This window comes from Collinsella sp. AM44-11, from assembly GCF_003467145.1.
In the GTDB taxonomy this organism is placed as follows: domain Bacteria; phylum Actinomycetota; class Coriobacteriia; order Coriobacteriales; family Coriobacteriaceae; genus Collinsella.
In genome coordinates this window covers 19678-45404 of record NZ_QSFE01000015.1, presented here as the reverse complement: position 1 = coordinate 45404, position 25727 = coordinate 19678, and the positions used below count along the sequence as shown (strand labels likewise).

Annotated in this window: 19 protein-coding genes; 6 read left to right on the top strand and 13 right to left on the bottom strand. The window is 61.4% G+C overall.

Annotated features, from left to right (window positions below; all coding sequences use genetic code 11):
* The coding region (locus DW943_RS10525; RefSeq protein WP_370448078.1) for a hypothetical protein at positions 1–213 on the top strand (213 nt) is incomplete at its 5' end.
* Between the two features lie 428 nt (positions 214–641).
* On the opposite strand, the gene DW943_RS08960 is transcribed toward DW943_RS10525, so the two are convergent.
* From DW943_RS08960 to DW943_RS08945, 4 genes are all read right to left on the bottom strand, one after another.
* Positions 642–1199: a hypothetical protein gene (locus DW943_RS08960; RefSeq protein ID WP_117862814.1), complete on the bottom strand. Its 558-nt coding sequence runs from the start codon at positions 1197–1199 to the stop codon at positions 642–644.
* A 236-nt stretch (positions 1200–1435) separates the two neighbouring features.
* Entirely contained in the window at positions 1436–1972 is a 537-nt protein-coding gene (locus DW943_RS08955; RefSeq protein ID WP_089573519.1) for a PTS glucose transporter subunit IIA, read from the bottom strand.
* A gap of 139 nt (positions 1973–2111) precedes the next feature.
* The gene (locus DW943_RS08950; protein ID WP_117862813.1) at positions 2112–3551 is read right to left on the bottom strand and encodes a glycoside hydrolase family 1 protein; all 1440 of its coding nucleotides are present in this window, start codon (positions 3549–3551) and stop codon (positions 2112–2114) included.
* Positions 3552–3721: 170 nt separating this feature from the next.
* Positions 3722–4714 carry a helix-turn-helix domain-containing protein gene (locus DW943_RS08945; protein WP_117766210.1) on the bottom strand — a complete coding sequence of 331 codons (993 nt, stop codon included), beginning with the start codon at positions 4712–4714 and terminating at the stop codon, positions 3722–3724.
* Positions 4715–4828: 114 nt separating this feature from the next.
* Here DW943_RS08945 and DW943_RS08940 point away from each other — a divergent pair, with 114 nt between their 5' ends.
* Positions 4829–7420: a glycosyl hydrolase gene (locus DW943_RS08940; RefSeq protein WP_158566148.1), complete on the top strand. Its 2592-nt coding sequence runs from the start codon at positions 4829–4831 to the stop codon at positions 7418–7420.
* 166 nt (positions 7421–7586) lie between these two features.
* Positions 7587–8441 carry a MurR/RpiR family transcriptional regulator gene (locus tag DW943_RS08935; RefSeq protein WP_117634523.1) on the top strand — a complete coding sequence of 285 codons (855 nt, stop codon included), beginning with the start codon at positions 7587–7589 and terminating at the stop codon, positions 8439–8441.
* Between the two features lie 143 nt (positions 8442–8584).
* On the opposite strand, the gene DW943_RS08930 is transcribed toward DW943_RS08935, so the two are convergent.
* Positions 8585–9205 (bottom strand): helix-turn-helix domain-containing protein, encoded by a 621-nt coding sequence (locus DW943_RS08930; RefSeq protein ID WP_055250846.1) that lies wholly within the window; start codon positions 9203–9205, stop codon positions 8585–8587.
* 368 nt (positions 9206–9573) lie between these two features.
* Positions 9574–10254, bottom strand: a complete 681-nt coding sequence (pyrE, locus tag DW943_RS08925) for an orotate phosphoribosyltransferase (RefSeq protein WP_089573524.1) — start codon at positions 10252–10254, stop codon at positions 9574–9576.
* Positions 10255–10690: 436 nt separating this feature from the next.
* Between pyrE and mgtA the strand changes: the two genes are divergently transcribed.
* The gene (mgtA, locus tag DW943_RS08920; RefSeq protein WP_117862811.1) at positions 10691–13459 is read left to right on the top strand and encodes a magnesium-translocating P-type ATPase; all 2769 of its coding nucleotides are present in this window, start codon (positions 10691–10693) and stop codon (positions 13457–13459) included.
* Between the two features lie 81 nt (positions 13460–13540).
* On the opposite strand, the gene DW943_RS08915 is transcribed toward mgtA, so the two are convergent.
* The 7 genes from DW943_RS08915 to DW943_RS08885 form a co-directional block, all read right to left on the bottom strand.
* Positions 13541–14227 carry a hypothetical protein gene (locus DW943_RS08915; RefSeq protein ID WP_117634529.1) on the bottom strand — a complete coding sequence of 229 codons (687 nt, stop codon included), beginning with the start codon at positions 14225–14227 and terminating at the stop codon, positions 13541–13543.
* Positions 14228–14262: 35 nt separating this feature from the next.
* On the bottom strand, positions 14263–15000 hold the full coding sequence (locus DW943_RS08910) for a hypothetical protein (protein ID WP_117862810.1): 738 nt from the start codon (positions 14998–15000) through the stop codon (positions 14263–14265).
* A gap of 76 nt (positions 15001–15076) precedes the next feature.
* On the bottom strand, positions 15077–16636 hold the full coding sequence (locus DW943_RS08905) for a zinc ribbon domain-containing protein (protein ID WP_147348651.1): 1560 nt from the start codon (positions 16634–16636) through the stop codon (positions 15077–15079).
* A gap of 20 nt (positions 16637–16656) precedes the next feature.
* Positions 16657–17106, bottom strand: a complete 450-nt coding sequence (locus tag DW943_RS08900) for a hypothetical protein (RefSeq protein ID WP_117862808.1) — start codon at positions 17104–17106, stop codon at positions 16657–16659.
* A 145-nt stretch (positions 17107–17251) separates the two neighbouring features.
* On the bottom strand, positions 17252–18736 hold the full coding sequence (locus DW943_RS08895; RefSeq protein WP_158566147.1) for a helix-turn-helix transcriptional regulator: 1485 nt from the start codon (positions 18734–18736) through the stop codon (positions 17252–17254).
* Positions 18737–19085: 349 nt separating this feature from the next.
* Entirely contained in the window at positions 19086–20399 is a 1314-nt protein-coding gene (locus DW943_RS08890; RefSeq protein WP_117862806.1) for a DUF4038 domain-containing protein, read from the bottom strand.
* A gap of 209 nt (positions 20400–20608) precedes the next feature.
* Complete coding sequence (locus DW943_RS08885; protein ID WP_117862805.1) at positions 20609–22036, bottom strand: PTS transporter subunit EIIC; 1428 nt, start codon at positions 22034–22036, stop codon at positions 20609–20611.
* A 490-nt stretch (positions 22037–22526) separates the two neighbouring features.
* Between DW943_RS08885 and DW943_RS08880 the strand changes: the two genes are divergently transcribed.
* The gene (locus DW943_RS08880; protein ID WP_117862804.1) at positions 22527–23864 is read left to right on the top strand and encodes a prolyl oligopeptidase family serine peptidase; all 1338 of its coding nucleotides are present in this window, start codon (positions 22527–22529) and stop codon (positions 23862–23864) included.
* Positions 23865–24126: 262 nt separating this feature from the next.
* Positions 24127–25638 carry a nucleoside hydrolase-like domain-containing protein gene (locus tag DW943_RS08875; protein WP_117862803.1) on the top strand — a complete coding sequence of 504 codons (1512 nt, stop codon included), beginning with the start codon at positions 24127–24129 and terminating at the stop codon, positions 25636–25638.
* Positions 25639–25727: the final 89 nt, after the last annotated feature.

Below are 25727 nucleotides of genomic sequence, written 5' to 3'. Positions count from 1 at the left end.
GCCGGCCACCAGCCGAAGCTGATGCCCAAGGGCTCCGGCGTGCCCCTCGAGATAAGGATGCACGGGAGGAAGGGGTCCGAGAGGCTCCTGCGCCGCCGCGAGGAGATGATCGCCCGCGGGATGCCGCAGGCGAAGGCGAACGCGGCCACCGCGGCCGAGCTCGTGAGGTGGCTGTGGGCCCTCGGCACGATGTGCCGGGAGGGCGCGGAATAGACATAAGCCCCCGTCCCGGCGAGCCGGGCAGCCTTCGGGGACACCCCCGTTCTCGCTGTGCGCGCGGCGACCGCCGCATGCGCGAAGACAGACTAGGGGAACCCCGCCGAAGGAGAGGATTGCGGGCCGCCGGAGCGGTATCCGCGGATATGAGACTGAGCCGAAGGCGTCGATGACATGCCGGGGGCGGACCGGGACGGGTTAACGGCAGGCCCCGCCGACCGATTGCAAGCGGTCGGCGGGGCCATTGTGGCCCTTGACAGTGGATTGGGTCATATGAGCGAGCGGGCACCAGGGCGAACAAATTGGCATGAAAAGAGGACGGCATAGACCTTCTGGTCATGCCGTCCTCTTTGAATGACAAGTTGTCGCCCTGGTGCCCGCGCAGCGTCGAGCAGTTGCGGCGTTTGGTAAAACGCCGCAACAAACTAGCTCAGCATTGCATCCATCATCTCGGAGTTGACAGAGTCGTCGGCAGACCACTCGCCGTCGTCGTTGCAGGTGTACTTGAAGATAACCGTGGTCTTCCTGGGCTCGGTTGCCTTGGTCACATCGACCATAACCTGACCTGCCATCTTGTACAGCTCGTCATCGGAAGGAACCGTATCAAGCGCGGCGACCTTCTCCTGATACTGGGTGGAGAAGTCCTCGACGATCTTGTTCATAGACTTGCATGTGATAGAAACCTCGGCGGTCGCGACACCCTTGTCCTCGTCGACCGTCACGTCGCCGATCTTGTAGTCAAAGCCCTCGAGATAGGTCTTGGCATACTCCTTGGGATCGATACCCAGCTGCTCGAACTCGTCGCCCGAAGCCTCCTCCAGACCAGAGAGGAAGTCGTCGCCACCGTTTTTGACCTCGTCAAACTGCGTCGTAAGATCCTCGGTGATGAGTTCCTCGATCGAAGGGCCTCCACAACCGGAAAGCACGACCACGCATGCAACCAAAACGGCCATGAGGGGCGCAAGCAGCAGCTTCTTTTTCATGTTGTTCCTCCCAATGAGCGGCACCGCGCTTCCCAGACGCGGCGCACGTTGTAATAAGTAAGCCCATACTATCAACTTATGAACATCCTCGGCAACGCGAAGGCGCGGTCGGTTCGTTTTAGCGTCCGAACGGTTTGCAAGCCCGCCCAACGTGCAATAAAACGCTTCCCCGCGGTGCAATAAAAAAGGTGGCCGGAAAACCCGACCACCTTTGCACATCCTTTGGATGTCGCAGTTTACTTGCGGACGACCTTGACGATGACATCGCCGGCGGCGACAGCGGAGTCAGCCTCGACGGCGAGCTCGACGTCGGCGAACTCGGCGGTGTTGGACACAGCCACGACGACGCAGTCCTTGTAGCCGGCAGCGGCGATCTTGGCGCGGTCGATCTTGAGCATGGGCTGACCAGCCTTGACGACGTCGTCGGCCTTGACGAAGCCCTCGAAGCCGTCACCGTTCATGTTGACGGTATCGACGCCAACGTGCACCAGGACCTCGATTCCGCTATCGGACTGCAGGCCCACGGCGTGACCCATGGTGACGGTCACCTTGCCGTCACAGGGAGCGTAGACCAGATCGTCCTCGGGCCACACAGCGCAGCCCTTGCCCAGAACCTCGCCACCAAAGACGGGATCGGGCACGTCGGCCATCTTGATGACCTTGCCCTTGACGGGCGAGCACAGCACGTCGGCGCCGGCAGAAGCAGAGATGGAGGCCGGAGCAGCGGCAGCCGCGGGCTCAGCCTTCTTCTTGAACATGTCAAACAGACCCATACGTTTTCTCCTCTTGATTAAGCGCACGTTTTGCGCATGCCTATGGTGATTATAGTGCCAAATGGTTCAAATGCTAAGGTGGGGACTCGAATCACGAGCCCGTCCCGAGGCTTTTCCCCGGTGGCACTCATCTTGTCGATTAAGCCAGGCCCTCGGTACCGTTGGACTTGATAATCTTCTGGTAGGCGTAGAAGCTGTCCTTGCGGCGGCGCTCGTAGGTACCGGTGCCGTCATCGTACTTATCGACGTGGATAAAGCCGTAGCGCTTGCGCATCTCGCCGGTGCCGGCGGAAACCAGGTCGATGGGGCCCCACCAGGTGTAGGCGATCAGGTCGACGCCGTCGGCAATGGCCTCGCCCATGGCCTTGACGTGGCTCTGCAAGTAGGCGATACGATACGGGTCGTGGATGGAGCCGTCCTCCTCGACCTCATCGTAGGCGCCCATGCCATTCTCGACCACCATCAGCGGAATCTCGTAGCGGGCGTAAATCTCGTTGAGGGCGATGCGCAGGCCCAGCGGATCGATCTGCCAGCCCCAGTCGGTGGACTCCAGATAGGGGTTCTTGCCGCCAAAGGTCATGTTGCCCTCGGTCATCTCGTGATCCTTGTGGGTGCCCACGGTGCCGGACATGTAGTAGCTAAAGGTGTAGAAATCAACCTTGCCGTCGGCGATATCCTGCAGGTCGCCGTCCTCCATCACAAGCTCGACATCGTTCTCGGCCCAGAAGCGCTTGGCATAGAACGGATACTTGCCGCGCACCTGCACGTCGGAGCAGTACCAGTTCATGGTATTCATCTCCTGCTGCGCGGCGAACACGTCGGCCGGATCGCACGTGGCGGCATAGGAAAGGATGAAGCAGTCCATGTTGCCCATCTTAAACTGCGGGTAATGCTCGTGGGCATAGCGCACGACGCGGCCGCTGGCGACAAACTGGTGATGCAGCGCCTGCATACGAGCCTGCGGCGTAGCATGGACCGCCGAAGCCGGGCCCTCAAAGCCCTGGATCATGCTGGTCCCAAAGAGGTTGCCCATGTCCTGGGTGCCGCAGTTGATCTCGTTGAAGGTGAGCCAGAACTTGACCTTGTCCTGATAGCGGTCGAAGACGGTCTGGCAGTACTTCTCAAAGAAGCCGATGAGCTCGCGGCTCGCCCAGCCGTTGTATTTCTCGACCAGGTGATAAGGCATCTCGTAGTGCGACAGGGTCACGAGCGGCTCGATATTGTGAGCGCGCAGGCAGTCGAAGACGCGGTCGTAAAAGGCGAGGCCGGCCTCGTTGGGCTCGGCGTCGTCGCCGTTGGGGAAGATGCGGCTCCAAGAGATGGACATGCGGAACATGTTGAAGCCCATCTCGGCGAACAGCGCGATGTCCTCCTCGTAGTGATGGTAGAAATCGATGCCGTCATGGTTGGGGTAGAAGCGGTTAGGGTCGATGTCGATCGTAATCTGGCGCGGCTCCTTGTAGCTGCCACCCAAGAAGTGGTCGTCGACCGACGGACCGCGGCCGTCAACGTTCCAAGCGCCCTCAAACTGATTGGCGGCCGTGGCGCCGCCCCAATAGAAACCCTCGGGGAATCCCATAAGTGCCTCCTCGCTCATGCGTGTTGCTGATGAAACGAGTATGCCGCCGAGTCGCTCCAGGCCAGGGCGAAGGCGCCGATTTGGACACTTCTTTTCGCAGACGCGCGCTGCAACAGCGCTGCAGCTGAAACTTTTTGACACCGAAGGAGCGAAGACGATCCGCCCCGCGCTTACCGGCGGTATGCCGCGGGGGTGCAGCCATACTTGTCGTGAAACTTACGGTAGAAGAAGCTCATGTTTTCATAGCCCACCGCATGCGCAGCCGCCCCGGCCGTGGCGCCGCCGCGCAGAAGCTCGGCCGCACGTACCAGGCGTCGCTCCTGCACAAGCTGCCTAAAGGTCTTGCCCACATGGCGCTTGAGAAGCGCCGTCGCATAATTAGGGCTCAAGCCAAACTCCGCCGCCATCCCCTCGAGGGAGCATGCAGCGAATTCACAATCGATATAGCCAAGCATTCCCGTCACCAGGGCAGTGGGCCCCGCCGTGCCGTCCGCCGCGCCGCGCACCAGCTCGCGCTCGTAGCAATCCATGAGCTCGGCCAAAAACAGCTGAAACAGACGCAAGACGATCTCGGGACCGTTGGGGCTCGGGTCGTACAGCTCGCAGAGCATCTCCTGCATGTAGCGCCGAATCCGACGGCTCTCGCCGCAGTAAAAACGGACATGCCCCCGATGGTCCGTCTCGCTGTTGAGCGCGTTGAACAAAAACCGCGAGACCGCGCTCTCGCGCGAGAGGCTCGACTCGAGACTCCGGCGCAAAAAAGAGCGTGAAACGGTCATGCTCAGCATGATGTCGTCCTCGCCGAGCGCCGCCACGGCATGAGGGCAAAGGGCGTCGAGCAAAAGCACCTCGTTGCGGCGCAACTCGAGCCTCTCCCCCGCCACCGTCTGCGGGCAGCGCCCGCGATACACATAGCTCATCTCCACGTAATCATGCACGTGCTCGGGAACTGCATTAAAGCGCGAGTTTTTCCTTATCGTCAGGCCACGCGGCATGCCGGGCTGGGCATAGGCAAACCCTGGCTGCCCAATCTTGCGCACTGGGCATCCGTCGATTTCGACATGCTCGGTCATAATCGACCAATCAAATGCCATGCCGTCTTTATAAGCGATCTCACTGGCGCTCAGTTCGCTGAGCCTACGCTCGAGCTCGTCGATCTCCATGGCTTGCCAATCGTTGATTTGGTCATAGTTCGTCGTGATTCAGATATTAGCAGAACGCGCCGACGCGTCCATAATCTGTGCTATGCAGCAGACCGATCGAGCCAAGGAGGATCCATGACCGCGTACTATCAGCAGGTGCTCGAGGGCACATACGACAACCACGTGCTTCCGTTTTTGTGGATGAAGGGCGAGAGCCATAAGACCATTGCCGAGTATCTGGAAAAGATCGCCGGCGCCGACATCCACGAGGTCTGTCTCGAAAGCCGCCCACACCCCGATTTTTGCGGCGAGGGCTGGTGGCGCGACTTGCGCTTTGTCATTGACGAGTGCAAGCAGCTGGGCCTTAAGCTCTGGATCTTGGACGACGCGCACTTCCCCACGGGCTTTGCCAACGGCGCCGTCAAGGAGGCCGTGCCCGAGCTCCGCAAGATCGTGCTCACGCACCGCACGTTCGATATCGTGGGCCCCACGTCCGCCGCGAGCATCGCGCTCGCCAACATGCTCGACAAAACGGAGCGCTTCTACGGCGTGACATTTATGCAGGACGGCAGCCCCGTCGAGGTCGAGCACCGCGTAATCGAGGACGAGCACGGCACGCCCTGTCGCCTAGTCTTTGACGCGCCGGCCGGTATCACGCAAGCGTGCGTGATGTTCACGAGCGGCAAGACCTCCTACAACGAGGACTACATCAATATGGTCGACCGCGCCTCGGTGGCGCAGCTCATCGATGCTGTCTACGAGCCGCATTTTGAGCATCTGGGCGATGAGTTTGGCAAGACGATCCTGGGCTTTTTCTCCGATGAGCCCGGATTTGCCAACGAGAAGGGCACCACGGGCCCCGATGGCATCTCGGACACGCTCATCGGCAAGGCCACCGCGCCCCTACCCTGGTCGGCCGAGCTTGAGCGTCGCCTACGCGCGGCACTGGGCGAGCGCTACCTGGCCGAGCTCCCGCACCTGTGGGACCGCGAGCCGGCCGGCGCGCACGTACGCCACGTCTATATGGACATCGCGAGCACCCTCTATAAGGAGTGCTTCTGCGACCAGCTCGGAGACTGGTGCCGCGCGCGCGGCGTGCAGTACATCGGCCACATTATCGAGGACAAGGACTGCCACGCGCGCCTGGGCGTGGGCACCGGGCACTACTTCCGCGCCGTAGGCGGTCAGGACATGGCGGGCGTCGACATCGTGATCAACCAGCTGGTACCCGGCATGGACCGCGGCCTTCACAGCTACGGACGCGGCGTGTGGGACCTCGAGTTCTATAACTACGTGCTGCCCAAGCTGGGCTCCTCGGCAGCACACCTCGACCCCAAAAAGCAGGGGCGCTGCATGGCCGAGGTCTTTGGCGCATTTGGATGGCACGAAGGCCTACGCGAGATGAAGTGGATCGCCGATTATTTTTTGGTGCGCGGCGTCAATTGGTTTGTGCCGCATGCCTTTAGCATGGCCGCCTTCCCCGACTGGGACTGCCCGCCGCACTTCTACGCGCACGGTCAGAACCCCCAGTTTGCGCACTTTGGCAAGCTCATGAGCTACATGAACCGTACGGCGAGCCTGCTGAGCGGCGGGCGCGCAACGACCCCGGTGGCGCTTCTCTACCATGCGGACGCCGAGTGGACAGGCGAGGCGAACTTTATGCAGCATGCCGCCTCCGAGCTTATGCGCGCGCAGGTCGACTTTGACATCGTGCCGGCAGAGGCATTTGAGGACGCAGGGCGCTATGCCGTTGAAATTGCCGCAGACGGTAGCGGCTTTAGCGTGAACGGCCAGGCATACCGCTGCCTGGTGATGCCCGGAGCCGAGTTTGTCGGCGGAGCCGTGCTCGACTTTGCCGCGCGCGCCGCAGCCGCAGGTGTTGCCGTGTACGCGCTGGATGAGTTGCCGAGCAAGCGCTACGACGGTGATATTGCAGCCCGCGAGGGCTTTGCCTCCGTGGATGCAGCCGCGGTCGCCGGCATCAAGCTCCTGGCAACCGCCGAGTTCGCAGGCACGCTTGCCGACACCGGTATGCAGACCGTGGTTTGTGCCGAGTCCCAGCCCTGGCTGCGCGCACTGCGCTACGAGCGGGCGGGCGAGACCTATCTGACGCTCGTCAACGAGCATCCCAAGCAGGGTATCTCCACTCAGATTGCGCTTGCCGGCGGCACGCCCGTTGCAGGCGCGCGCCTCGACCTGCTCAACGGCACCGATCCCGCCGCCTTTGACGGCACGCTCGAGCTGGCTCCCTACGAGAGCTGCATCGTGGTCCTTGGGGCTACAGGTTCCGTTGCTGTGGCAACCGCCGAAGACGAAGCCGCATGCGTCGACGGGCCCTGGGCGGTTGCCTTCTCTGCCCCTGGTACCGATGCCTTTGGCGAGTCTGTTGAGCTTGCAGACCTGCACGACCTATCCTCGGCCGAGTTCCCCGGCAAGGCCGGCACGTTCCGCTACCAGGCCTCCTTTGTCCTGGGCGAAGCGGCCAGCCGCGCTGTCATCGACCTTGGGGAGGTCTTTGAGACCGCAACCGTCACCCTCGACGGCAAATCCCTCGGCACCCGCATCTGTCCGCCTTACCGCTTTGAGGCCGCCGCACTTTTAGCCGGTGAGCACGCGCTCACGATTGACATCATCAACACCCTCGACCACGCCGTAGCCGACATGTTCGGCATGACCGAGCCCTCCGAGCCCAGCGGTCTCTTGGGGCCCGTACGCGTGCTCGGGTAACGCCCCGGGCGCAAACGGCCCAACAAGGACAGCGCCCCTATGTTGAGCCCGCACAGCGTCGAGCGGTCCGTCGTTCATAGACCGGCGGACCAAAACTCCCAGCCAAGCCGAACGTTTTATTTATCGCTATGATTGGTTTATCGCGACGCAAACGCATAGGAGCCATATGGATATCAGGCGAAAGATCACGCAGGGCAAAAGCCTCACCCCCACCGAGCAACAACTTGGGCGAACGGCCCTCGCCATGGGCGAGGATGTGCGCGGGCTTTCCATTAAGGAATTTGCCGCGTGCGCCAACGTTTCGGTCGCGAGCGTGCACCGCTTTTGCAAAAAGCTCGGCCTCGAGGGATTCAAAGACCTCAAGGTCGAGCTCATCCGCCAGGCGACCGAGGCGGGCAACCGGCGCGACGTGGACATCAACTTTCCCTTCGATGCCACCTCCGCCCCTGCGCAGGTGATGGAGCGCATGGAGGGGCTCTACCAGACCACCTTGGCCGAAACGCAGGAGCTGCTCGACCCTGCACAGCTCGACCACGCCGCCAAGCTCATCATGCGCGCCGGCACCGTGGACATCTACACGGGCTCGCATAACCTGTATCCAGCGGGAATGTTCCGCGATCGCCTGCTTTCCGCCGGCAAAAGCGCGACGTGCCACGACAGCGTCGAGGCGCAGGTGCGCACGGCGCTCGCCTCGGGTCCCGACCATGTGGCAATCGTCATCTCCTACAGCGGCCTTGCCCCCAACCTCAAGGAGATCTTGCCGATCCTTAGCAGTCGACATGTCCCGGTCATCGTCATCGGCACGCCGTACTGTGCCCGCATTCACCCCGGCTTTGCCGCCTATCTCACGGTAAGCGACCACGAGAGCATGACGCACCGCATCACGCAGTTCGCCAGCCATATCGCCGTGCAATACGTACTCGATTCGCTCTATAGCAGCTACTTTGCCAAAGATTACGCCCGCTGCTCCGAGTTCCTAGAGCGCTCGTTCCCCTACACCCGCCTGCCCGGACTCAAGTAGCGACGAGTGTGGATTTTTGGACACTCAGATAACGAGCGTGGATAATCTCCCACTTTGAGCCCGCGCACAGGCCAAAACCGGGAGATTATCCACGCTCATTTTGGGTCCCCCGGGAACGCATGAGGAGGGCGGATAGACAGCCGTTATTTGCGAGGCGTCAGCGACGTAAAGAGTCCGTGTTGGTTGCAGTAAAGATATATCCTGCCGCGCCCGGTAATATGGAAGCGCGGCTGCACCGATTGCTCTGGATAGAGCTTCTTAAAGCAGATGCCGTCCATAGTCGCATATGCCACAAAGCTAATGTAGTGATCCTTGGTCATGGGATGATCGAGCGTGACGTACCAATCGTCCTCGATGCGCTCGATGGAAAAGGCATGGTCCGCGTCCGGCTCTTCGGCCTCCTGGGGAAACATCGTGGAGCCACAGCAGCTAAAGCTGCCTTCTCCGAGCGCGTGCACAACGTTTCCGCAGATAGGGCAAACGTAAAAGACGCCTTTGAGCATATTGCCTGCACGGTTGGCGTTGGCCCGAATGTCACCAGCCAAAAGCTCAGCCACGCTTATGCCGAGTCTCTGGGCCAAAGGCTCAACGAGGGAAATGTCGGGAAGGCCGCGGCCGGATTCCCACTTGCTGACGGCTTTATCGGTCACGCCAAGGCTTTCCGCCAGGGCGCGCTGGGTGAGGCCGCGCTCTTCGCGCAGCTGCTTGATGGCATGCGCTGCCAAAAAAGTATGGGAGGCATTGGTTTGCCGTGTCTGGTTCATGGGCTGTCCAATCAAATTGAAGAAATGGAGTGAACCGGTTCGACAGTCAGTATCCATTTGAAGGCCAGGCTCGACAACCTACGCTGCGTAGACATGCGCCAATCGAACGAGCGCGGATTTTTGGACGCTCATCCTGAGTAGTCATTTAAGAACGTCCCCAATGACTACTCATTTATGTCTGTCCCCAATGACTACCACGGCAACGCCGATGTTTTGGTAGCGACAGCGAAAACCCGCCAGAGCGAGCAAGGTGCCTTGAAACGAGGCGGCATTGATCTTTTGATCATGCCGTCGAAGTTGAAAGGCAGATTGCCGCTCTGGCGGGTTTGCAGCGTCGAGCAGTTACGGCGTTTGGTAAAACGCCGTAACTAACGAGCTCCGTACTGCTCGTAATAGGCGTCGATAGCGGCCTTGAGCTCGTCGTCGATGACGACTTTGCCGTCGATCTCGTGGTTGTAGAGGGTCTCGACGACCTCGGCCATGGAGACGATGCTCGCGACGGGGAAACCGTACTTGGCCTCGATCTCCTTCTGCGCGGTGGTCACGCCACCCTTGCCGACCTCCATGCGGTTGAGGGACACGATGAGGCCCTTGATCTCGACATCGGCAGCAGCCTTGACCTTGGGATAGGTCTCGTCGATGGACTTACCGCTGGTGGTGACGTCCTCGACCATGACCACGCGGTCGCCGTCCTGGGGCTCGTAGCCCAGCAGGTTGCCCTTGTCGGCGCCGTGGTCCTTGGCCTCCTTGCGATCGCAGCAGTACTTGACCTCCTTGCCGTACAGCTCGTGGTAGGCAATTGCGGTCACGACGGCCAGCGGAATACCCTTGTAGGCCGGTCCAAACAGCACGTCAAAGTCGTCGCCAAAGTTATCGTGGATGGCCTGGGCGTAATACTCGCCCAGCTTCTTGAGCTGATAGCCCGTCACATAGGCGCCGGCGTTCATAAAGAACGGGGACTGACGGCCGCTCTTGAGCGTAAAGCTGCCGAATTTAAGAACGTCGGACTCAACCATGAACTTGATGAACTCTTGCTTGTAAGCCTCCATGCGGGCTCCTCTCGTAATCGCGTACGTGCCTTCCAGTTTAGCGCAGGCAGGGCGCGTTGCGGGCGCGCTTTGGGGTCTCGGCATTCTGTAAAGGCTTTGTCAGGGGCAATGGTTTTCCAAACAAAGGGGTTGACACGACAAACCCCCTCATCAAGAATACGGGCGGATTGTAACGGGTACGTGATACCTGAAGCGCATCGCGCCCGGCCTTAAGGAGGTGTGCCATGGAAGGCAGTCATAGTCGAAAAACCTGCATGTCGCCCTCGGCACGCCGCGAGGATTCCGCACACGCATAAGCGCCAACAGCCGACCGTCAAAACCACCACAAAGGTGCCCGTCCCCTTTGTGGTAGCTCGCGAGCATGACGTGAGCGACATCTAGGTTTTTTGAAGCACATACGACACGTACGCTAACTCCCTTCAACAAGGAGGACCCTATGCTGATGCTCAAAACCGCCACGGTACTCGAAGCTATCTCCAAGCGCCGCCGCACGGCGCGCCCTGCCGCTCACGCCGGCCTGTCCAAGAACACCATATTCGCCGCCACCCATAGCGCCGAGGACGCCCTCGTGCTGCTCGACGCCACGGCTGGCGGACTCACCGCCGAGCACGCCGCCGAGCGCCTGAGCGCGGTCGGCCCCAACACCATCGAGGCGCCGACCAAGACGCTCGCCCGCCGCATCGCCGACGCATTCATCGATCCCTTCGCCGGCATCCTCGCCGCGCTCGCACTGGTCTCGCTCTATATCGACGTGCTCGCCGTGCCCGAGCCGCAGCGCGACCCCTCCACGGTCATCGTCATCGGCATCATGCTGCTGGTATCGGGCGGCATGAAGTTTATCCAGGAAGCCCGCAGCGGCAATGCGGCCGAGGCCCTCAAGGACCTGGTCTCCAACACCTGCTGCGCTCTGCGCGACGGCGAGCGCCTCGAGATCCCCTTCGACGAGCTCGTCCCCGGCGATGTGATCCGCCTCTCTGCCGGCGATATGGTGCCGGCCGACGCCCGTATCATCACCGCGCGCGATCTGTTTGCGATCGACTCCGCACTCACCGGCGAGAGCAACGCCGTCGAGAAGACCGCTTCCGCCGCGGTCGTCGAGGGTGCCAACGGCTCCGCGCTGCCACTCTCCGCCTGCAAGAACATCGTCTTTACCGGCACCTCCGTGCAAAACGGCACTGCAATGGCGCTTGTCGTTGCCACCGGCTCGGACACCTACCTGGGCGGCATCGCCAAGATGCTCAACGGGCACGGCGAGAAGAGCGCGTTTGACCGCGGCGTCTCGAGCGTCTCCATGCTGCTCGTACGCCTCATGCTCGTTATGGCGCCGGCCGTCTTTGCCATCAACGCCGCCACCAAGGGCAACGTCATCGATGCGCTGTTGTTCGCCACGAGCGTGGCCGTGGGCATCACGCCGCAGATGCTTCCCGTCATCGTGACCACGAGCCTGTCGCAGGGCGCCAAGGACCTCGCCCGCCGCCAGGTTATCGTCAAGGAGCTGCCGGCGATCCAAAACCTCGGCGCGATGGACGTCCTGTGCTGCGACAAGACCGGCACCCTCACCGAAGACCGCATCGTGCTCGAGCGCTACCTCAACACCGACGGCAACGAGGATGCGCGCGTGCTGCGCCATGCGTTTTTGAACAGCTTCTTCCAGACCGGCCTCAAAAACCTTATCGACCTGGCCGTCATCGACCGTGCCGATGTGACGCCCTCGACCGTCGTGCCCGATTCTATGCTGGGCCAGAGCCTGCGCGACCGCTATACCAAGGTCGACGAGGTGCCCTTCGATTTCTCGCGCCGCCGCCTGAGCGTCGTTGTCGCCGACGCCCAGGGCAAAACCCAGATGGTCACCAAGGGAGCTGCCGAGGAAATGCTCGAGATCTGCTCCTTTGTCGAGGTCGATGGCGCCGCCCAGCCGCTTACCGAAGATAAGCTCGCCCAGATTCGCAAGCAGGTCGCCGGGCTCAATGCCGAGGGCCTGCGCGTGATTGCCGTGGCACAGAAAACCAATCCGCGCTGCGTAGGCGAGTTTGGCATCGCCGACGAATGCGACATGGTGTTGATGGGCTTTTTGGCCTTCCTCGATCCGCCCAAGGCGAGTGCCGCGGGCGCCGTCGCCACGCTCGAGGCCAAGTGTGTGGCGGTCAAGGTCCTGACCGGCGACAACGACCGCGTTGCCGCCACCGTCTGCGAACAGATCGGTATCGACGCGAGCAACGTCTTGCTCGGCTCCGAGATCGATGCGCTCGATGACGCCGAACTTGCCGAGCGCGCCGAGAACACCCACCTCTTCGCCAAGCTCTCGCCGCTGCAGAAGGCGCGTCTGGTGCGTGTCATGCGCGAGCTGCTCGGCCACACCGTGGGCTTTATGGGCGATGGCATCAACGACGCCGCCGCCATGCGTGCGAGCGACTGCGGCATCTCGGTCGATTCGGCCGTCGACATCGCCAAGGAATCCGCCGACATCATCTTGCTCCAGAAAGACCTGGGCGTGCTCGAGCGCGGCATCATCGAAGGCCGCCGCACCTACGGCAACCTGCTCAAGTACCTCAAGACCACGGTGAGCTCCAACTTTGGCAACGTGCTGTCCGTGACCGTCGCGAGCCTGTTCTTGCCGTTCTTGCCCATGAGCGCTCTGCAGTTGGTGCTGCTGTCGCTGGTCTACGAGATCGTGTGCATCGCGCTGCCGTGGGACACCGTCGACGACGCCTGGACTGCCCGTCCGCGTGCTTGGGACGCCGCGTCCATCAAGGGCTTTATGCTCGAGCTGGGCCCCGTGAGCTCACTGTTTGATATCGCGACTTTCGCCGCGCTCTTCTTTGTGGTGTGCCCCGCCGCCGTGGGCGCGAGCTGGGCCGAGCTTGCCGCCGCGGGCAACGTCACGGGCATGGAGGCCTTTGCGGCGCTCTTCCAGAGCGGCTGGTTCGTTGAGTCCATGTGGTCGCAGACGCTCGTGATCCATATGCTGCGCTCCCCGCGCCTGCCGAGCCCGCGCGACCACGCCGCGCCCGCGCTGTGCGTCCTCACCGTGCTGGGCCTGGCGCTCGTCACCTGGCTGCCGGCAAGCCCCATCGCCGATGCACTCGGCCTCATGACACTACCCGCGAGCTTTTTCGCTCTGCTCATCGGCATCGTTACCGCCTACATCGCGCTCACCCAGCTGGCAAAGCACCGCTACATTGCCCGCCACGGTGAGCTGCTTTAGCACGGTGAGCCGCCACAGTAGACAACCCAAGGGCAAAACCACCACAAAGGCGCCTGTCCCCTTTGTGGTGGTTTTGGTGCGCTACGAGGCATTGGTCAGGCGGCTCCAGAGTTCGTCAATATCGATTTGGTCGCCGCCGCTCAGATAACCGGTGTGAATAAAAGACTCACTATAGATATAGATGTCATGCGCGCTGTCGCCATCATCTTCGGTGTCGTAGGCCGAAATCACGTAACGGCTGCCGTCGAGCGCCTTGACCAGCCAATACACGGAATCGTCGATTGTGCACTTCTCCTGCACTATCGCCGCATCGCCGATTGCGCCGGTGAGCGCACGATTGCCCGTCGTATAGCCGCCCACCGAGAGCAAAATCGCCACGCTATCGTCTCCGCCGCCCGGCTCAAGTTCCTCGTACTCGGACTCCGAAAGCGGTATCGCGCTGTTCGCAAGTTCGTCCACATCATCCGAAATCTTAGAAAAGGTAAAGGCGAAAAGCCCCGCGTCATCGGCGGCACCGTAGCCCACGCTCTCGCCTTGCCACTCATAGTTTTGATGCTTGAGCAGGCGCACCAGGTCGGCGCCGTCCAAGTTGATCGCAGCATAGACCGTCACGTTGGCGTTGTCGTCTACACAGGCGGCGTCCGCCGTGGTCGCTTTCTTGGCACCGCCCGCGCCGCCCAATCCGCCCGAGCAGCCAGCCAGCGCACAAGCCAGCGCACCCGCGCCCGCCACAAAGGCCGCACGGTTCATCGTCACTTCATTCATCATGTTCGTTCCTCGCTATGGTATTGGCCACGTCGCACCTAGCCGAGCGCGCGTCCAGTCTTTTCCTGCCAAAATTCGTCTATCGTCGGAGCACCGCCACCCTGGGTAAACCTACCGGTCTTGATAGCCTCCTCGGTAATGAGATCCAAGCGGTAGTCACCGTTTTCCATCGGGCTCGCCATGGCAACGTGCCGCGCCATGTTGGAACCGTATACGCACGCGATCCATGAGCCCGAAGTAATCTGCGCCCGGTCCTCGACCGGCACGGAAAAGCCCGCGATAACATCCTCGCAGCTCGAATAGCCCGAAAGTTGCAGCGTGAACATCACGGTGCTTCCGGTGCCGCCCTTGTCGAGCTTTCCGATTTCGTCCTCGCCGAGCCATTCGGTCGCGCCGTCCTTGCTGATATTGCAGACGCTGAGCACGTGTCCCGCCTCGTCCTCGTACATCTCGAGCGCGTCTTGCCAGGTATAGCCCTGCTGCGAGGCAAACTCCTGCAACTGCCAGCCCTTAAGCTCGAGGAGCGCCGCGATGCTGATGTTGCGGTGCGCATCCCAGCAATCATCCGACCACGTATCGAACGCATCCGCCGAGCCGCTGTCCGCGTCGCCGGAATCGCCCGACGTCGCACCCGCGTCCATCTTGTCCTTTACCGGGCGGTCGTCGTTAAAACCCGTCGCATCCTGCGTCCGCTGTCCGCCGCACCCCACAAGCGTCAGCAGCGCCGTTCCCGCCGCCGCGACAAATGCCGTGCGCGAAAGTACCGTCTCCCTCATCATTGTTCCTTTCCCGTTCTTTAGCACAATGCCGAGAAACACACCCGGCATCGATTCACACATAAGCCACCCCACGCTATTGACGAGGCAGTTCCGTCCAGCCAAAACCAGGTTCAAAACCATCGCGTGTACCGATCACATCGCCCGAACCGTTGACCCAGGCCTGGTCGGCCATCACCGAGACCTCGACATCGGTGCCGTCGGGTCTGGTGTAATGGTTGACCCCGCGAATGGCATCGGAATACGAAGCGGTGCCCGTCCCCACGCCCGCGCTGGAAAAATTGGCGGCGCTGGCAGCCATATTCGCGGCGTGCTGACGGTCGCTGCGATCGAACCACGCCTGCTGGTAGCTGTCGAATGCCGCCTGTTGCGAGGCATGCATCTGTTGCCAGGCTGCAAACTGCTGTTGCTGCTGGGCAATGTTCATCTGCGTGCGTTGGCGCTGCTCAAGCACCATCTGTTGCTTTTGAGCTGACGCTTCGCGTGCAATCGCTGGATTGAGCCGCAGAGTCGACGCCATTGATGCAAGCGCCGTGGAGGCCGCCTCGTCCAGGCGACCTTCTGGCGCAGCCAAACAGAAGCTGTCCCTGATACGCCACTGCAGCAGGTCGGCCGCACCCAGCTCGAACGACGCTCCGTCCGGGCAACCGCCTCGACCCGTGGGCTGTTCTTGCGCGACGCCCTGTCCCGCCGCTGCCGCCGCCTTGCGCTCGCGCAGGCGCTTGCCCAAAACACCGCCGATCAGCCCACTCGAAAGGCTCGCGCCCAGCAGCGCCTCGGCCCCAGCGGCAACACCTTTGCCCATAGAACCCGCGACGCCTTCGATTGAAAACATATAGCCCTCGACTTTGGCCGCCACCGCGAGCTCGGTGGGCACCGGAGCGCCCGTGAGCCGATATCGACGCATGCGGCACTCATAGACCACATCACTCGGTTCCATCGAAAAGCCCTGGATTGCAAAGTCGTTTGCCGCCTCGCGCTTTACGCGGGCACGCTCGCGCTCGATATCGACCGCCGCGCTCGATGGGTACGGTTGCTCGGCAACAACCTCTGCCCGCGCGCCCAGCCGTGCTGCACAGGCCTGAGCCAGCTCGTCGCAAGCTGCCTCCACGTGCACAAACACCTTGCGTTCGGTTTGCGTGGGGATACGCTTGGCAACGGCGCCCGCATCCACGTAGCAGAGCTCGGAGCGGTACATAATCCGCTCACCCATCGGACCCGCCGCCGTCACGCCAACCGAAATCGGGCAGTCGAAACTGCCGCTGCGCTCAAGATGCGCTTCTTCGATATGCCAGCCCCGCGGCAGCACCACCTGCGCGAGTGCCTGGCCGCCAGAGGTATCGCATGCGGCATGAAGCTCAAGGTCACCGATGTGAGGCGCATCCGTCGTGGCTGCGTCACGAGACGACGCGACGCCGGCAGTCTCCACCGGCGCATCGGCCGGCGCGTCCACACTCGGGTCGCCGCCTTCGTCCGCATCGTCATCGGCAGTCGCCCCATCTGTAGCCCCCACGGCGCCCGAGTAGCCCACAACGCCCTCAAGTCGGACGCCGCACCCCGGGCAAAATCGCACCGGCACGCCGGCGACCCGAGGCAGCTGCGCCCCGCACGCCGGGCAGAATCTCAAGTCACTCATCCCGTACATCCCTAATTTCGTTAGCTGTTTTTGATTGCGGCAAGCTGCCGCCATAACTCATCGGCACCGTTAAGTCGATACGCCGTCTTATCGAGCACGATGTCTTTGCCCTCAAGTTCTACCGATTGCTCCGAGCCATCCGTATAGACAAAGACGAGCGTTCGGCCGGCATCGCTCGTCCGCTCATCCACCGCATCCCCCACGGTGCAGCCATCGAGCGCGGCAAAAGTCGATGCGACCAGTTCGGCATCGTCGGTCTCATAGGCCGTCCGCGCCTCCCCGTCCTCGATAAGCTTGACCGCCACCGGAACGGCAGCGCAATCGTTGAGCGACACTTGCGCGGCAGTCTTTCCCTGAGCGCCATGGTCGCCGGCAACGTAAACTCGCATGAGTGTCACCGCCGCGGCAAAGACCACCACGGCGATAAGCGCGCCCGCAATTTTATTAGACGCGCAACCCCGAGACGCCATAGGTGCACCCCCTCCGTTCTGCTCTGCTCAGCATCACATTCATATGCCTTTGAGCACCAAAACGGCAGGTGACAAATGTCTCATATTCATATTTTTGCAGGTAAAAAACCACCACAAAGGTGCCTGTCCCCTTTGTGGTGGTTAGCTAGTCTTGGGGTGTCCAGGACCAGAAGAAGTTGATGAGGGCTACGCGCGAGGAGGCACCTGTCTTTTTGTTAATCGAAGCGATGTGGCGATAGAGCGTGGAACGCGAAAGGAAGAGTGCCGCCGCCACGTCCTGCACGCTGTCGTCCGAAACGACCAGTGCCTCCAGAACATCGCGCTCGCGCTTGGTGAGCCCAAAGGCGGCAACGAAGCCATCGAGCCGATCGTCAAACGAAAGCTCCGGCGCCTCCAGGGGCACCGTGTCGGCCTGGCCGGGCTCACAGCTCACGCCAAGATCGTCGGTGGCAAGCGCCAGCCTGCCGCGCGTCGCCTCGCCCTCACCGTCTTGTCCAAACTGTCCCAACAGCGAAATCGCGATGCCGACAAACAGCACGAGCACGACGCTCACTGCCGCCAGCACGTTTTGACTCGAGATAATCGCCACTGCCGGAGCCGTCACGAGCATCGAGCAAACGTTGTTGATAACACGGCCCATGCACGGCCACAGATACGCCCAGCGGGCATACATCGAAATCGTGGCGGCAAGCGTGTTGCCACCGTTGCCATCGGTGATAAGTACAAAGAACGAGAGCGTGGACAGCATGGCGGCGCACGTCATGATGATATTCATATACGAACGCCCACGCAGGTCATACAGGACGCCGGCGGCAAGGGCGCTCACAACCAGCAGCAAGCGCGGCCAGTCGCCCAGATCGATAGCGCCAGCGGCATGCGAGGTCGTAAGGCCGGCATTGAGGGCCGCGAACACGCCGGTGAGGCAAGCGGTCGCCACCGTCAGACGCACCACGGCACCCTGAAAGGCCGCCTTTGCCTCGGGGTCATCGTGCCACCTGGCGCCACGCTCCGACGCATCGACCGATAGCTCGGCAATCTCGACCTCGAACTCGGGCGCAGGCTCATCACGCAATTTAGCGCGGCGGACACCGTGAAGCAGCCCCACCAGCGCAATCGCACAGGCAATGAGAACAGACTGCTGGGGAATGCCCGCAGGCATCACCATATGGTTGAGCACCTGCACCAAAATGCCCACAGCATAGGAAACCGCCACGGTGCGCGCCAGGCAGGGCGTCTGCGCAAAACGCCGCGCAAGATTGGCATGGGCGGTCGATCCGCAATAGCCCAGGGCGCAGCACGCCACCAGGCCGCCGGCAATTACTACCTCAAACCGCATTGCCATAATCATCAGCAGCAACGCCGATACCAACAGCACGCCCGTAATATCGCTCGTCGCATCGATCGTCTGGGGACGGCGATAGTACAGAAATGGGCGCACGAAAAAGCCAATCACGCTCGCGCCGACAACGATGCTCTCGTAGATGACGACCTCACTCGATGGCACGAACTCGGCCATGCGCGCATCAAAGAAATACTCGCACGCCAAAAACGTGAAGAAGAACAGCGCTAGGCACAGAATCTCCCGCATGCCCCGGCGCAAATATGCGGTTGTGTCTCCCAGGTCCCTCATGGTAACCCCCACCCGCTTTGTTGTCCGGAACACCATTTTAATAAAGAACCAATCTCAATATCGAAGCCAAGTTCGAAATGTTGCAAATTCGACCCCAGCCGTCCGCATGACGCCGCGATTTTGAGCCGCATGACCCAGAAGGGGCGCGCGCAAGCTCCAACTCGGCAAGGAGTATCCCCCAACTGCCACTCATTTAAGTACGTCCCCAATGAGTACCCAATGAGTACCCAATGAGTAAGCAAAGGGTGCGACGGAATGGCTCCCCTTGGCAGCTTGAAGCCGTCATGCAGGAACCATTCCGTCGCAGCCTAATGAAAGGGACTGGGTTGTAAATGTTGGAGAAGAGCCGTTAGCGCCCGGGGGCCAGGATCACCAGCGCGTCGTGCTCAAAGGGATGCTGCGCCACGCGCACGGTGCCGTCACCGTTGTCACGGACGGGCAGCTTTGCGATGCGCTTGTCCTCCATGTCGAGGACCGTCGCCGTCCAGCCACGCGCGCCGTCGAGCTTAAACTTGAGCGCCGTAGTACGCGGCAGGTACGCGACGATGCGATCGCCAACGCGCGCCACACGGATGGACTCGCGCGCGTCGTCGAGGAGCTCCTGCGCCGGAACCACGGCAAGTGCATCGTCGGCAGCCGTAGCGCCTAGGGCGGCAAGCACGTGCTCGATCGCGCCAAAGTCCCACACACCCGCAAACTGCAGGCACTCTTGCCAGCGGAAGGGCATGTCAAAGCCCTCGCCCAGGACCGAACCCTGGCTGCGCGATGTTTGCCAGTTCCACACGCCGTGTGCGCCATAGGTCACGCCGGCACTGGCGCCGGCAAGAATCGACGACCATACGCTCGCGCGGCAATCCTGCGCGGTAAAACGCCAGTAGACGTTGCGCGACGCACCCATTTGCTCGTAGCAAGGCTCGGAGTTGACCATCGGCTTTTTGGGATAGTTGGCGATAAAGTCCTGCGGCAGACGCCATGCCTCGGGCTGGCCCTCGTAGTTGTGGCCGGGCTGGAACATATAAAAGTCCAGACGGTCCAGATACTGCGCCGGAATGGTGCGGTTACCGCGGTTGATATGCATGGTGCGCAGTGCCTCGGGCGCGCGCTTGACGACCTCGTCGAGGGCGTCCTCGTAATAGGCGATCGCCTCGTCGCCGGCAAAGTCGGTATCGCCCGCCACCACGTAGACGGGGTCGAACTCGCCCAGGTTCTCGACGACGCGGGCAACGTGGGCGCGAACCTCCTCACGCGGCATAATCTCGGCACCGCAACGCTCGGCGATCTTGGCACCCCAGGTACCGGGCACGTAGTTGCACCACATGAGCACGAGCGCCGGACGAATGCCGTGCTCCACAGCCGCCTCGCACATGCGGCGGGCGCGGTCCCAGTATTCCTGGTTGGGCGCGTTCCAGTCAAAGTGCACGCCGTCCTCGCTCGCATAGGGCCAAATGCCCAGATCGGGACAGCAGCGATCCCACTGCGGCAGCGTGTTGATCTGCAGCACGTTCATGCCCTGCTCGGCACGGCGGGTCAGGTAGTAGTCCCAGTCGCCCTCGGCGATGCTCGTAAATGCGCTCCAGCACGTATCGGCAAACCAGAAGAACGGTTTGCCCTCGCACAAAAAGCCGTCCTGGCGACCGTTGACGGTCAGCTTTCCCAAACTCATCTGCATGTCCTTTCGTTTGACAAAGGAGTTGCGAACCGCCGGGGGCTTTCGCGGTAACCCCGCGCGAAAGCCCCCGGCGCTTGGCAAACCCTCGCGGGCGAATCTCACCCGCCTCCATCAGTCTACCTTGCAAGAAGGGCCCCGCCGGGCTTACGCCTGACGGGGCCCTGTCGTGTAGGTGAGGTCTTATGCGACCGAATGGCTTGGCCTTAGGCCTCCATCTCGGCGAGTTCCTCCTTGGAGAAGCCGCAGGCAAAGACGACGGCAGCGGCGATGACAAAGGAGATTGCCATACCGACGATAGCCCAGACGGTGTTCATCTGGCCACCCTGCAGGTAGTTGGTGAAGACCAGGAAGTTGGAGGCACCGCCTGCGAGGTAATAGGTGACGCCCATGAGGCCCGAGAACACAGCGCCGATGGCACCGCCGATGAACATGCCGAACATGGTGCGACGGAAGCGCATGAGGATACCGAAGAGCGCGGGCTCGGTGACGCCGCCGGCGATAGCGGAGATGACGTAGCCGATGGCGAGGGACTTCTCGTCGGGGTTCTTCATCTTGAGGAAGGCACCGAAGGCGCAACCCCAGACAGCGGCCATAGCGCAGTTGGTGGAAACGAAGACGAAGGGATCGTAGCCAGCAGCGATGATCTGAACCTGAGCGAGCAGGATGACGGGCATGTGCATACCGCAGACCACGAAGAGCTGCCAGAAGGCGCCGAGGACGGCCATGACGACGAGGACGCCGATGCCGCCCATATCAGCCAGGCCAAACAGAGCGTTGGCGATGAGGGAACCGATCTCGTTGCCGACGGGGGCAAGGACGATGAAGGCGATAGGAATGGTGACGATCATGGTGCAGAACGGCGTGAAGACCGTGGAGAGCACGTCGGGCATGACCTTCTTAAAGAACTTCTCGACGAAGTAGAGGACAGGCACCGAAAGGATGATCGGCAGGACGGACTGCTGATAGTTGGCAGCAGCGATCTGGATGCCGTAGACGGAGATGATGCCGCCGCCCTCCTGGGTGGCGACGCTCACCACGGAAGGAGCCATGAGGGCGCCACCGAGCAGCATGCCGAGCACCGGGCTGGCGCCGAGCTTCTTAGCCGCGGCATAACCCAGGTAGATGGGGATAAAGGTGAACGTGGCCTCGTACAGCGTGGTGTAGAGGAACGTATAGGTCGGGTCGTCGGCCGAGAGCACACCGAGCATGGTGGGGCCGAGGACGGCCGCGATGGTACGGAACAGACCGCCGGCCATGAGCAGCGGGATGAGCTGGGTCATGGAGCCCGACAGATAGTCGAGGATGATATTGGGCAGGTTCTTGAGCTCGAACTTCTCCTTGGGAGCATCGAGGTTCTCGTTGACGGCCTCACCCTGCTTGACACCGGAGATGGCGACGAACTCGGCGAGCACCTTGGGCACGTTCTGGCCGATGATGACCTGGAGCTGGCTGCCGGCAAACTGGCAACCCAGAACACCCTTGACCTTCTTGATCTTCTCCACGTCGGCCTTGCTGTTATCCTTGAGCGTCAGACGCAGGCGCGTCATGCAGTTGGTGGCAACGGAAACATTCTCCGCACCGCCCACGAGCTCGAGGACATCGGTGGCAATCTGCTTGTTATCTACTGCCATGGGACCCCTCCCCATATCTTCGTGTGCCAGCCCCCTTGGGCTTAGGCACGCCTTTGGCCCGGCGACTATAACCCCTTACGGTTGCCGGACCCTTGGATACGCTTTTGTAAACAAGGTGTTTACTGAACGTTTACGGGCTTTAGTTTACACGGAGCGCCGAATTTATGGCAATTTTGCCGTCTACAGTCCGGTGAACGGTAGGAAATCGGGGGTGAACGTATTTGAATGGCGGGAGATGGTCTCTTTGACCCTCTATTGATATATAGCCATTTACGTGGGATTTTATTTTGATGAACACCTCACTGATCTGTTAACTCATCAACAGAATCCCTGCTAGAAGCTAGTAAACATACGTTTAGTAGTTCACGACGTGTTCAATTTTGCCGTTTACCGAGTTCATCTGGTTATTCTTCAATTCTAGATTACACTAAACATGTTTAGTTTGTATTGCCGCAGATGCCAGGCATTCGCGGCGCAAGGGAGGCAGCTCATGGAACTCAAATTGTGTACCTACGCAACCGTCACCACCTTGGGCGACTTTGGCCCCTGGATCAGCAAGGTCGTACTCGACCTGCCCTGCACCGTGCGCGCCAACGACATCGACGCGAACACCTTCCATATATATGTAGAGCGTCACGAGCGCTCGGGCGATGTTCTGATGCGCAAGGAACGCGGCGCCGACCATGCCGCGCCCTCCGTGGGTTACATCGACATTCTCGCCGCATATCCGTGCGACGAGAACGGACGTAAGCTCGCCGTGGGCACCCATGTGGCGCTCGAGGTCGCCGAGCAGCGCCTGACCAAAAAGATCGAAGGCGGCGTCATGGGCTCGCGCATGCTCGATGACCAGTTGCACATCACGCAGCTCGCGGCTCTTCCCGGCAACGACGGCGACGATCCCACCTGCGGCCTGGTCTTCGACACCTGCCGTGGCGATATCTGCCCTGCGCTCAAAGGCTGGAGCAACGACACGCAAAAGACCGCCGTCGACGGTATCGCGCTCGAATACGGCTTCTTTGAGCCCAGCTTTAAGGCCGAGGACTCGGCATGCTTCAACCCCTTTGTGCCCGAGGCAACGGTCGTACCCCAAAAGGCACCGCTCGTGGTGTATCTGCACGGCGCCGGCGAGGGCAAGGGCGCCGCGCAGGGCGAAGGCGCCACGCGCGCCTATATCGGCAACCGCGTGACGGCCATTAGCCAGGCGCAGATCCAGCGCTACTTTGGCGGCTTTGCCTGGGTGCTCGTGCCGCAGTCGCCCACGTTTTGGATGGACAACGGCGTCGAGCAACTCGGTCGCTCCAACCAGAGCATCTACTCCTCCGTGCTCAAGGCGCTTATCGACGAGTTTGTCGCCGAGCATGCCGACCGCATCGACACCGACCGCATCGTGGTCGCCGGTCTTTCCAACGGCGGCTTTATGACCCTGCGCCTGTGCGCCGACTACCCCGATTTCTTCGCCGCGGGCCTTCCCTGCTGCGCCCCGTGGTACAACGCCACGGACGAGGACGTGGCCGCGCTCGCCAAGACGCCGCTGTGGTTTACGCACTCCAAGGGCGACGAGCTCGTGCACCCGCAACAGACCGTGCTGCCGCTGTTCGCGCGCCTGCGCGATGCCGGCGCCAACGTGCATCTCACCTACTTTAGCCATGTCGAGGACCTGACCGGCGTGTATCGCGAGGCCGACGGCTCGGCCAAGAAGACGTTCAACCACGGCGTGTGGATCCACCAATTCAACGACCTGTGTTATCAAGACTTCGACGGGGGCAACGTACTCATCGACGGCGAGCCGGTGGGCTGCTGGGAGTGGTCGGCCAGGGTCGACCGCTAAGCCCTCCCATCGCGGGGACCGGGGTTTAGTCTTGCAAACGTCCTCGGGCATGCATGGGCTGGCGCTTTGCGCTTCGCGCTGCGCCTGCCCATGCCCCCTGCGGAATGTTTGCAAGACTAAACCCCGGTCTCCGCTGCGTTGACGTTGCTGTGACCCTGGCCGGCCGCTTCTAGCGGGCCGCCGGGTCGGTGGCGATGGGGGCATGGGTCCCGTCTTGCCTTGCGCGTAACTGGCTGAATTGATTTTGATTGGAGCTGTTCCTATGTCCCAAAAGTTGACTCGGGTGATTGTTACCACTGATATGGAAGTCGATGATATGAACTCGCTTGTTCATTTGGCTCTGTATCTTAACTTGCTTGATGTGCAGGCTGTGGTGTATACGGCTTCGCAGTATCACTTTCTTGGGGATGGGGTTCATACGCTCGGCGAGGTGAATTCGCATTGGCGGACCAAAGGGCGGCGCTCTTATGAGTGGGCTGTTGTGCCTCATGAGCCCGATCCGCTAGCCGGCGAGCTTCGTGAGTATCGGCCGTTTCCCGAGCATTGGATTGAGAGTCTCTGGAGTAATGAATATGCCCAGGCTTGGCCGCAGTTGCAAGCAAATGCGGCCGCTGCCGGTGAGCCGCCGTTTCCCACGCCCGCCCAGATGATCGAGCGCACCTTTGTGGGAAATGTAGCCTTTGAGGGTGATGTGACTGAGGAAACTGAGGGGTCTCGCGTAATTGCGCAGGCGATTTTAGATGATGATCCGCGTACGTTATGGTTGCTCAGCTGGGGTGGTATGAATACGATCGTTCGCGCCCTCATGAGTATTGCCGAGCGCTATCGCGCCACGCCCGAGTGGCCCGCCGTGCAGCAGCGGGTCTATCAGAAGGTGCGCGTGATGGGCGTTGCCGATGGCGTGGGGCAGGACAACTCGTGGCTCGACCATGGACGTGAGCTCTTTCCCGAGCTCATCTTTTGGCGTACGCCCTATATGTATGGCAACTATTTCGACGCCAAAACAGCTCAGCCCGATACGCTGCCGCTGTTTAAGGCTCCCTGGCCCGAGCAGAATCTCACGCAGGGCAACGGCCCCCTCATGGCACGCTATATGCTCTATGGCGATGGTAAGGTCTACGAAAACGAGCCTGAGCGCTTTCAGTTTGGCAAGCATGCCCGTCTGGATTGGGGCCTGGAAGGCATGCCCGCGATGCAGTTTGAGCGCGGCGATTTTATGGCCGAAGGCGACAGCATGACCTATATTCCGCTGCTACCGTTTGGCCTGCGCGGTATCGACGACCGCGGCTTCGATACGCTGCTGGGACGCATGTTTTTTGATGGGCATCCCGATGCGGACGCGCCCGCCGGTTTTGCCTCCATCGGCACGCCCGCAGACGACAATCTCAATCCCTACCTGCGTGCCTATCAGGAAGACTTTGCCGCCCGCGCGCAATGGTGCGCCCACGATCCGGCGACCTGCTCGCATCCGGCGCACGTTGTCGAGGTCACGGCCGACCGCAGCGCCGCAGCCGGCGAGCCCGTCGCCCTGGCGGCGACCATCGTCGACCCCGACGGCAAGGGCTTCGATGTACATTGGGATGTCGCCGTGGACCCGTCGAGCTATGCAGGCGCCCAGGATCTGTCGCTGTGGCAAGAATGCACGGTAGACACCGCTTTCATCGTGCCCGCCGACGCACGACCCGACGACCGCCTTGTGCTCGCCCTCACCGTGCAGACGCACGCCGAGCGCCCCTGCACCCGCTACGCTCAGGTCGCCGTGACCGTGGCATAGCAAGGGCGGCGCCCACATTCGGCAGCCGCCGCATTCGGCAAAGAGTGTCCCCAGGCGTCAAACGAGCGGGGATTTTTGGACACCCAAAC

Excerpts from the sequence above, each read along its gene's own strand:
- DW943_RS08895 (WP_158566147.1), bottom strand. The coding sequence starts at position 18,736 with ATGAGGGACCTGGGAGACACAACCGCATATTTGCGCCGGGGCATGCGG.
- DW943_RS08955 (WP_089573519.1), bottom strand. The coding sequence starts at position 1,972 with ATGGGTCTGTTTGACATGTTCAAGAAGAAGGCTGAGCCCGCGGCTGCC.
- DW943_RS08910 (WP_117862810.1), bottom strand. The coding sequence starts at position 15,000 with ATGAGGGAGACGGTACTTTCGCGCACGGCATTTGTCGCGGCGGCGGGA.
- DW943_RS08905 (WP_147348651.1), bottom strand. The coding sequence starts at position 16,636 with ATGAGTGACTTGAGATTCTGCCCGGCGTGCGGGGCGCAGCTGCCTCGG.
- mgtA (WP_117862811.1), top strand. The coding sequence starts at position 10,691 with ATGCTGATGCTCAAAACCGCCACGGTACTCGAAGCTATCTCCAAGCGC.
- DW943_RS08875 (WP_117862803.1), top strand. The coding sequence starts at position 24,127 with ATGTCCCAAAAGTTGACTCGGGTGATTGTTACCACTGATATGGAAGTC.
- DW943_RS08885 (WP_117862805.1), bottom strand. The coding sequence starts at position 22,036 with ATGGCAGTAGATAACAAGCAGATTGCCACCGATGTCCTCGAGCTCGTG.
- DW943_RS08880 (WP_117862804.1), top strand. The coding sequence starts at position 22,527 with ATGGAACTCAAATTGTGTACCTACGCAACCGTCACCACCTTGGGCGAC.
- DW943_RS08950 (WP_117862813.1), bottom strand. The coding sequence starts at position 3,551 with ATGGGATTCCCCGAGGGTTTCTATTGGGGCGGCGCCACGGCCGCCAAT.
- pyrE (WP_089573524.1), bottom strand. The coding sequence starts at position 10,254 with ATGGAGGCTTACAAGCAAGAGTTCATCAAGTTCATGGTTGAGTCCGAC.
- DW943_RS08915 (WP_117634529.1), bottom strand. The coding sequence starts at position 14,227 with ATGATGAATGAAGTGACGATGAACCGTGCGGCCTTTGTGGCGGGCGCG.
- DW943_RS08940 (WP_158566148.1), top strand. The coding sequence starts at position 4,829 with ATGACCGCGTACTATCAGCAGGTGCTCGAGGGCACATACGACAACCAC.
- DW943_RS08930 (WP_055250846.1), bottom strand. The coding sequence starts at position 9,205 with ATGAACCAGACACGGCAAACCAATGCCTCCCATACTTTTTTGGCAGCG.
- DW943_RS08960 (WP_117862814.1), bottom strand. The coding sequence starts at position 1,199 with ATGAAAAAGAAGCTGCTGCTTGCGCCCCTCATGGCCGTTTTGGTTGCA.
- DW943_RS08890 (WP_117862806.1), bottom strand. The coding sequence starts at position 20,399 with ATGAGTTTGGGAAAGCTGACCGTCAACGGTCGCCAGGACGGCTTTTTG.
- DW943_RS08935 (WP_117634523.1), top strand. The coding sequence starts at position 7,587 with ATGGATATCAGGCGAAAGATCACGCAGGGCAAAAGCCTCACCCCCACC.
- DW943_RS08945 (WP_117766210.1), bottom strand. The coding sequence starts at position 4,714 with ATGGAGATCGACGAGCTCGAGCGTAGGCTCAGCGAACTGAGCGCCAGT.
- DW943_RS08900 (WP_117862808.1), bottom strand. The coding sequence starts at position 17,106 with ATGGCGTCTCGGGGTTGCGCGTCTAATAAAATTGCGGGCGCGCTTATC.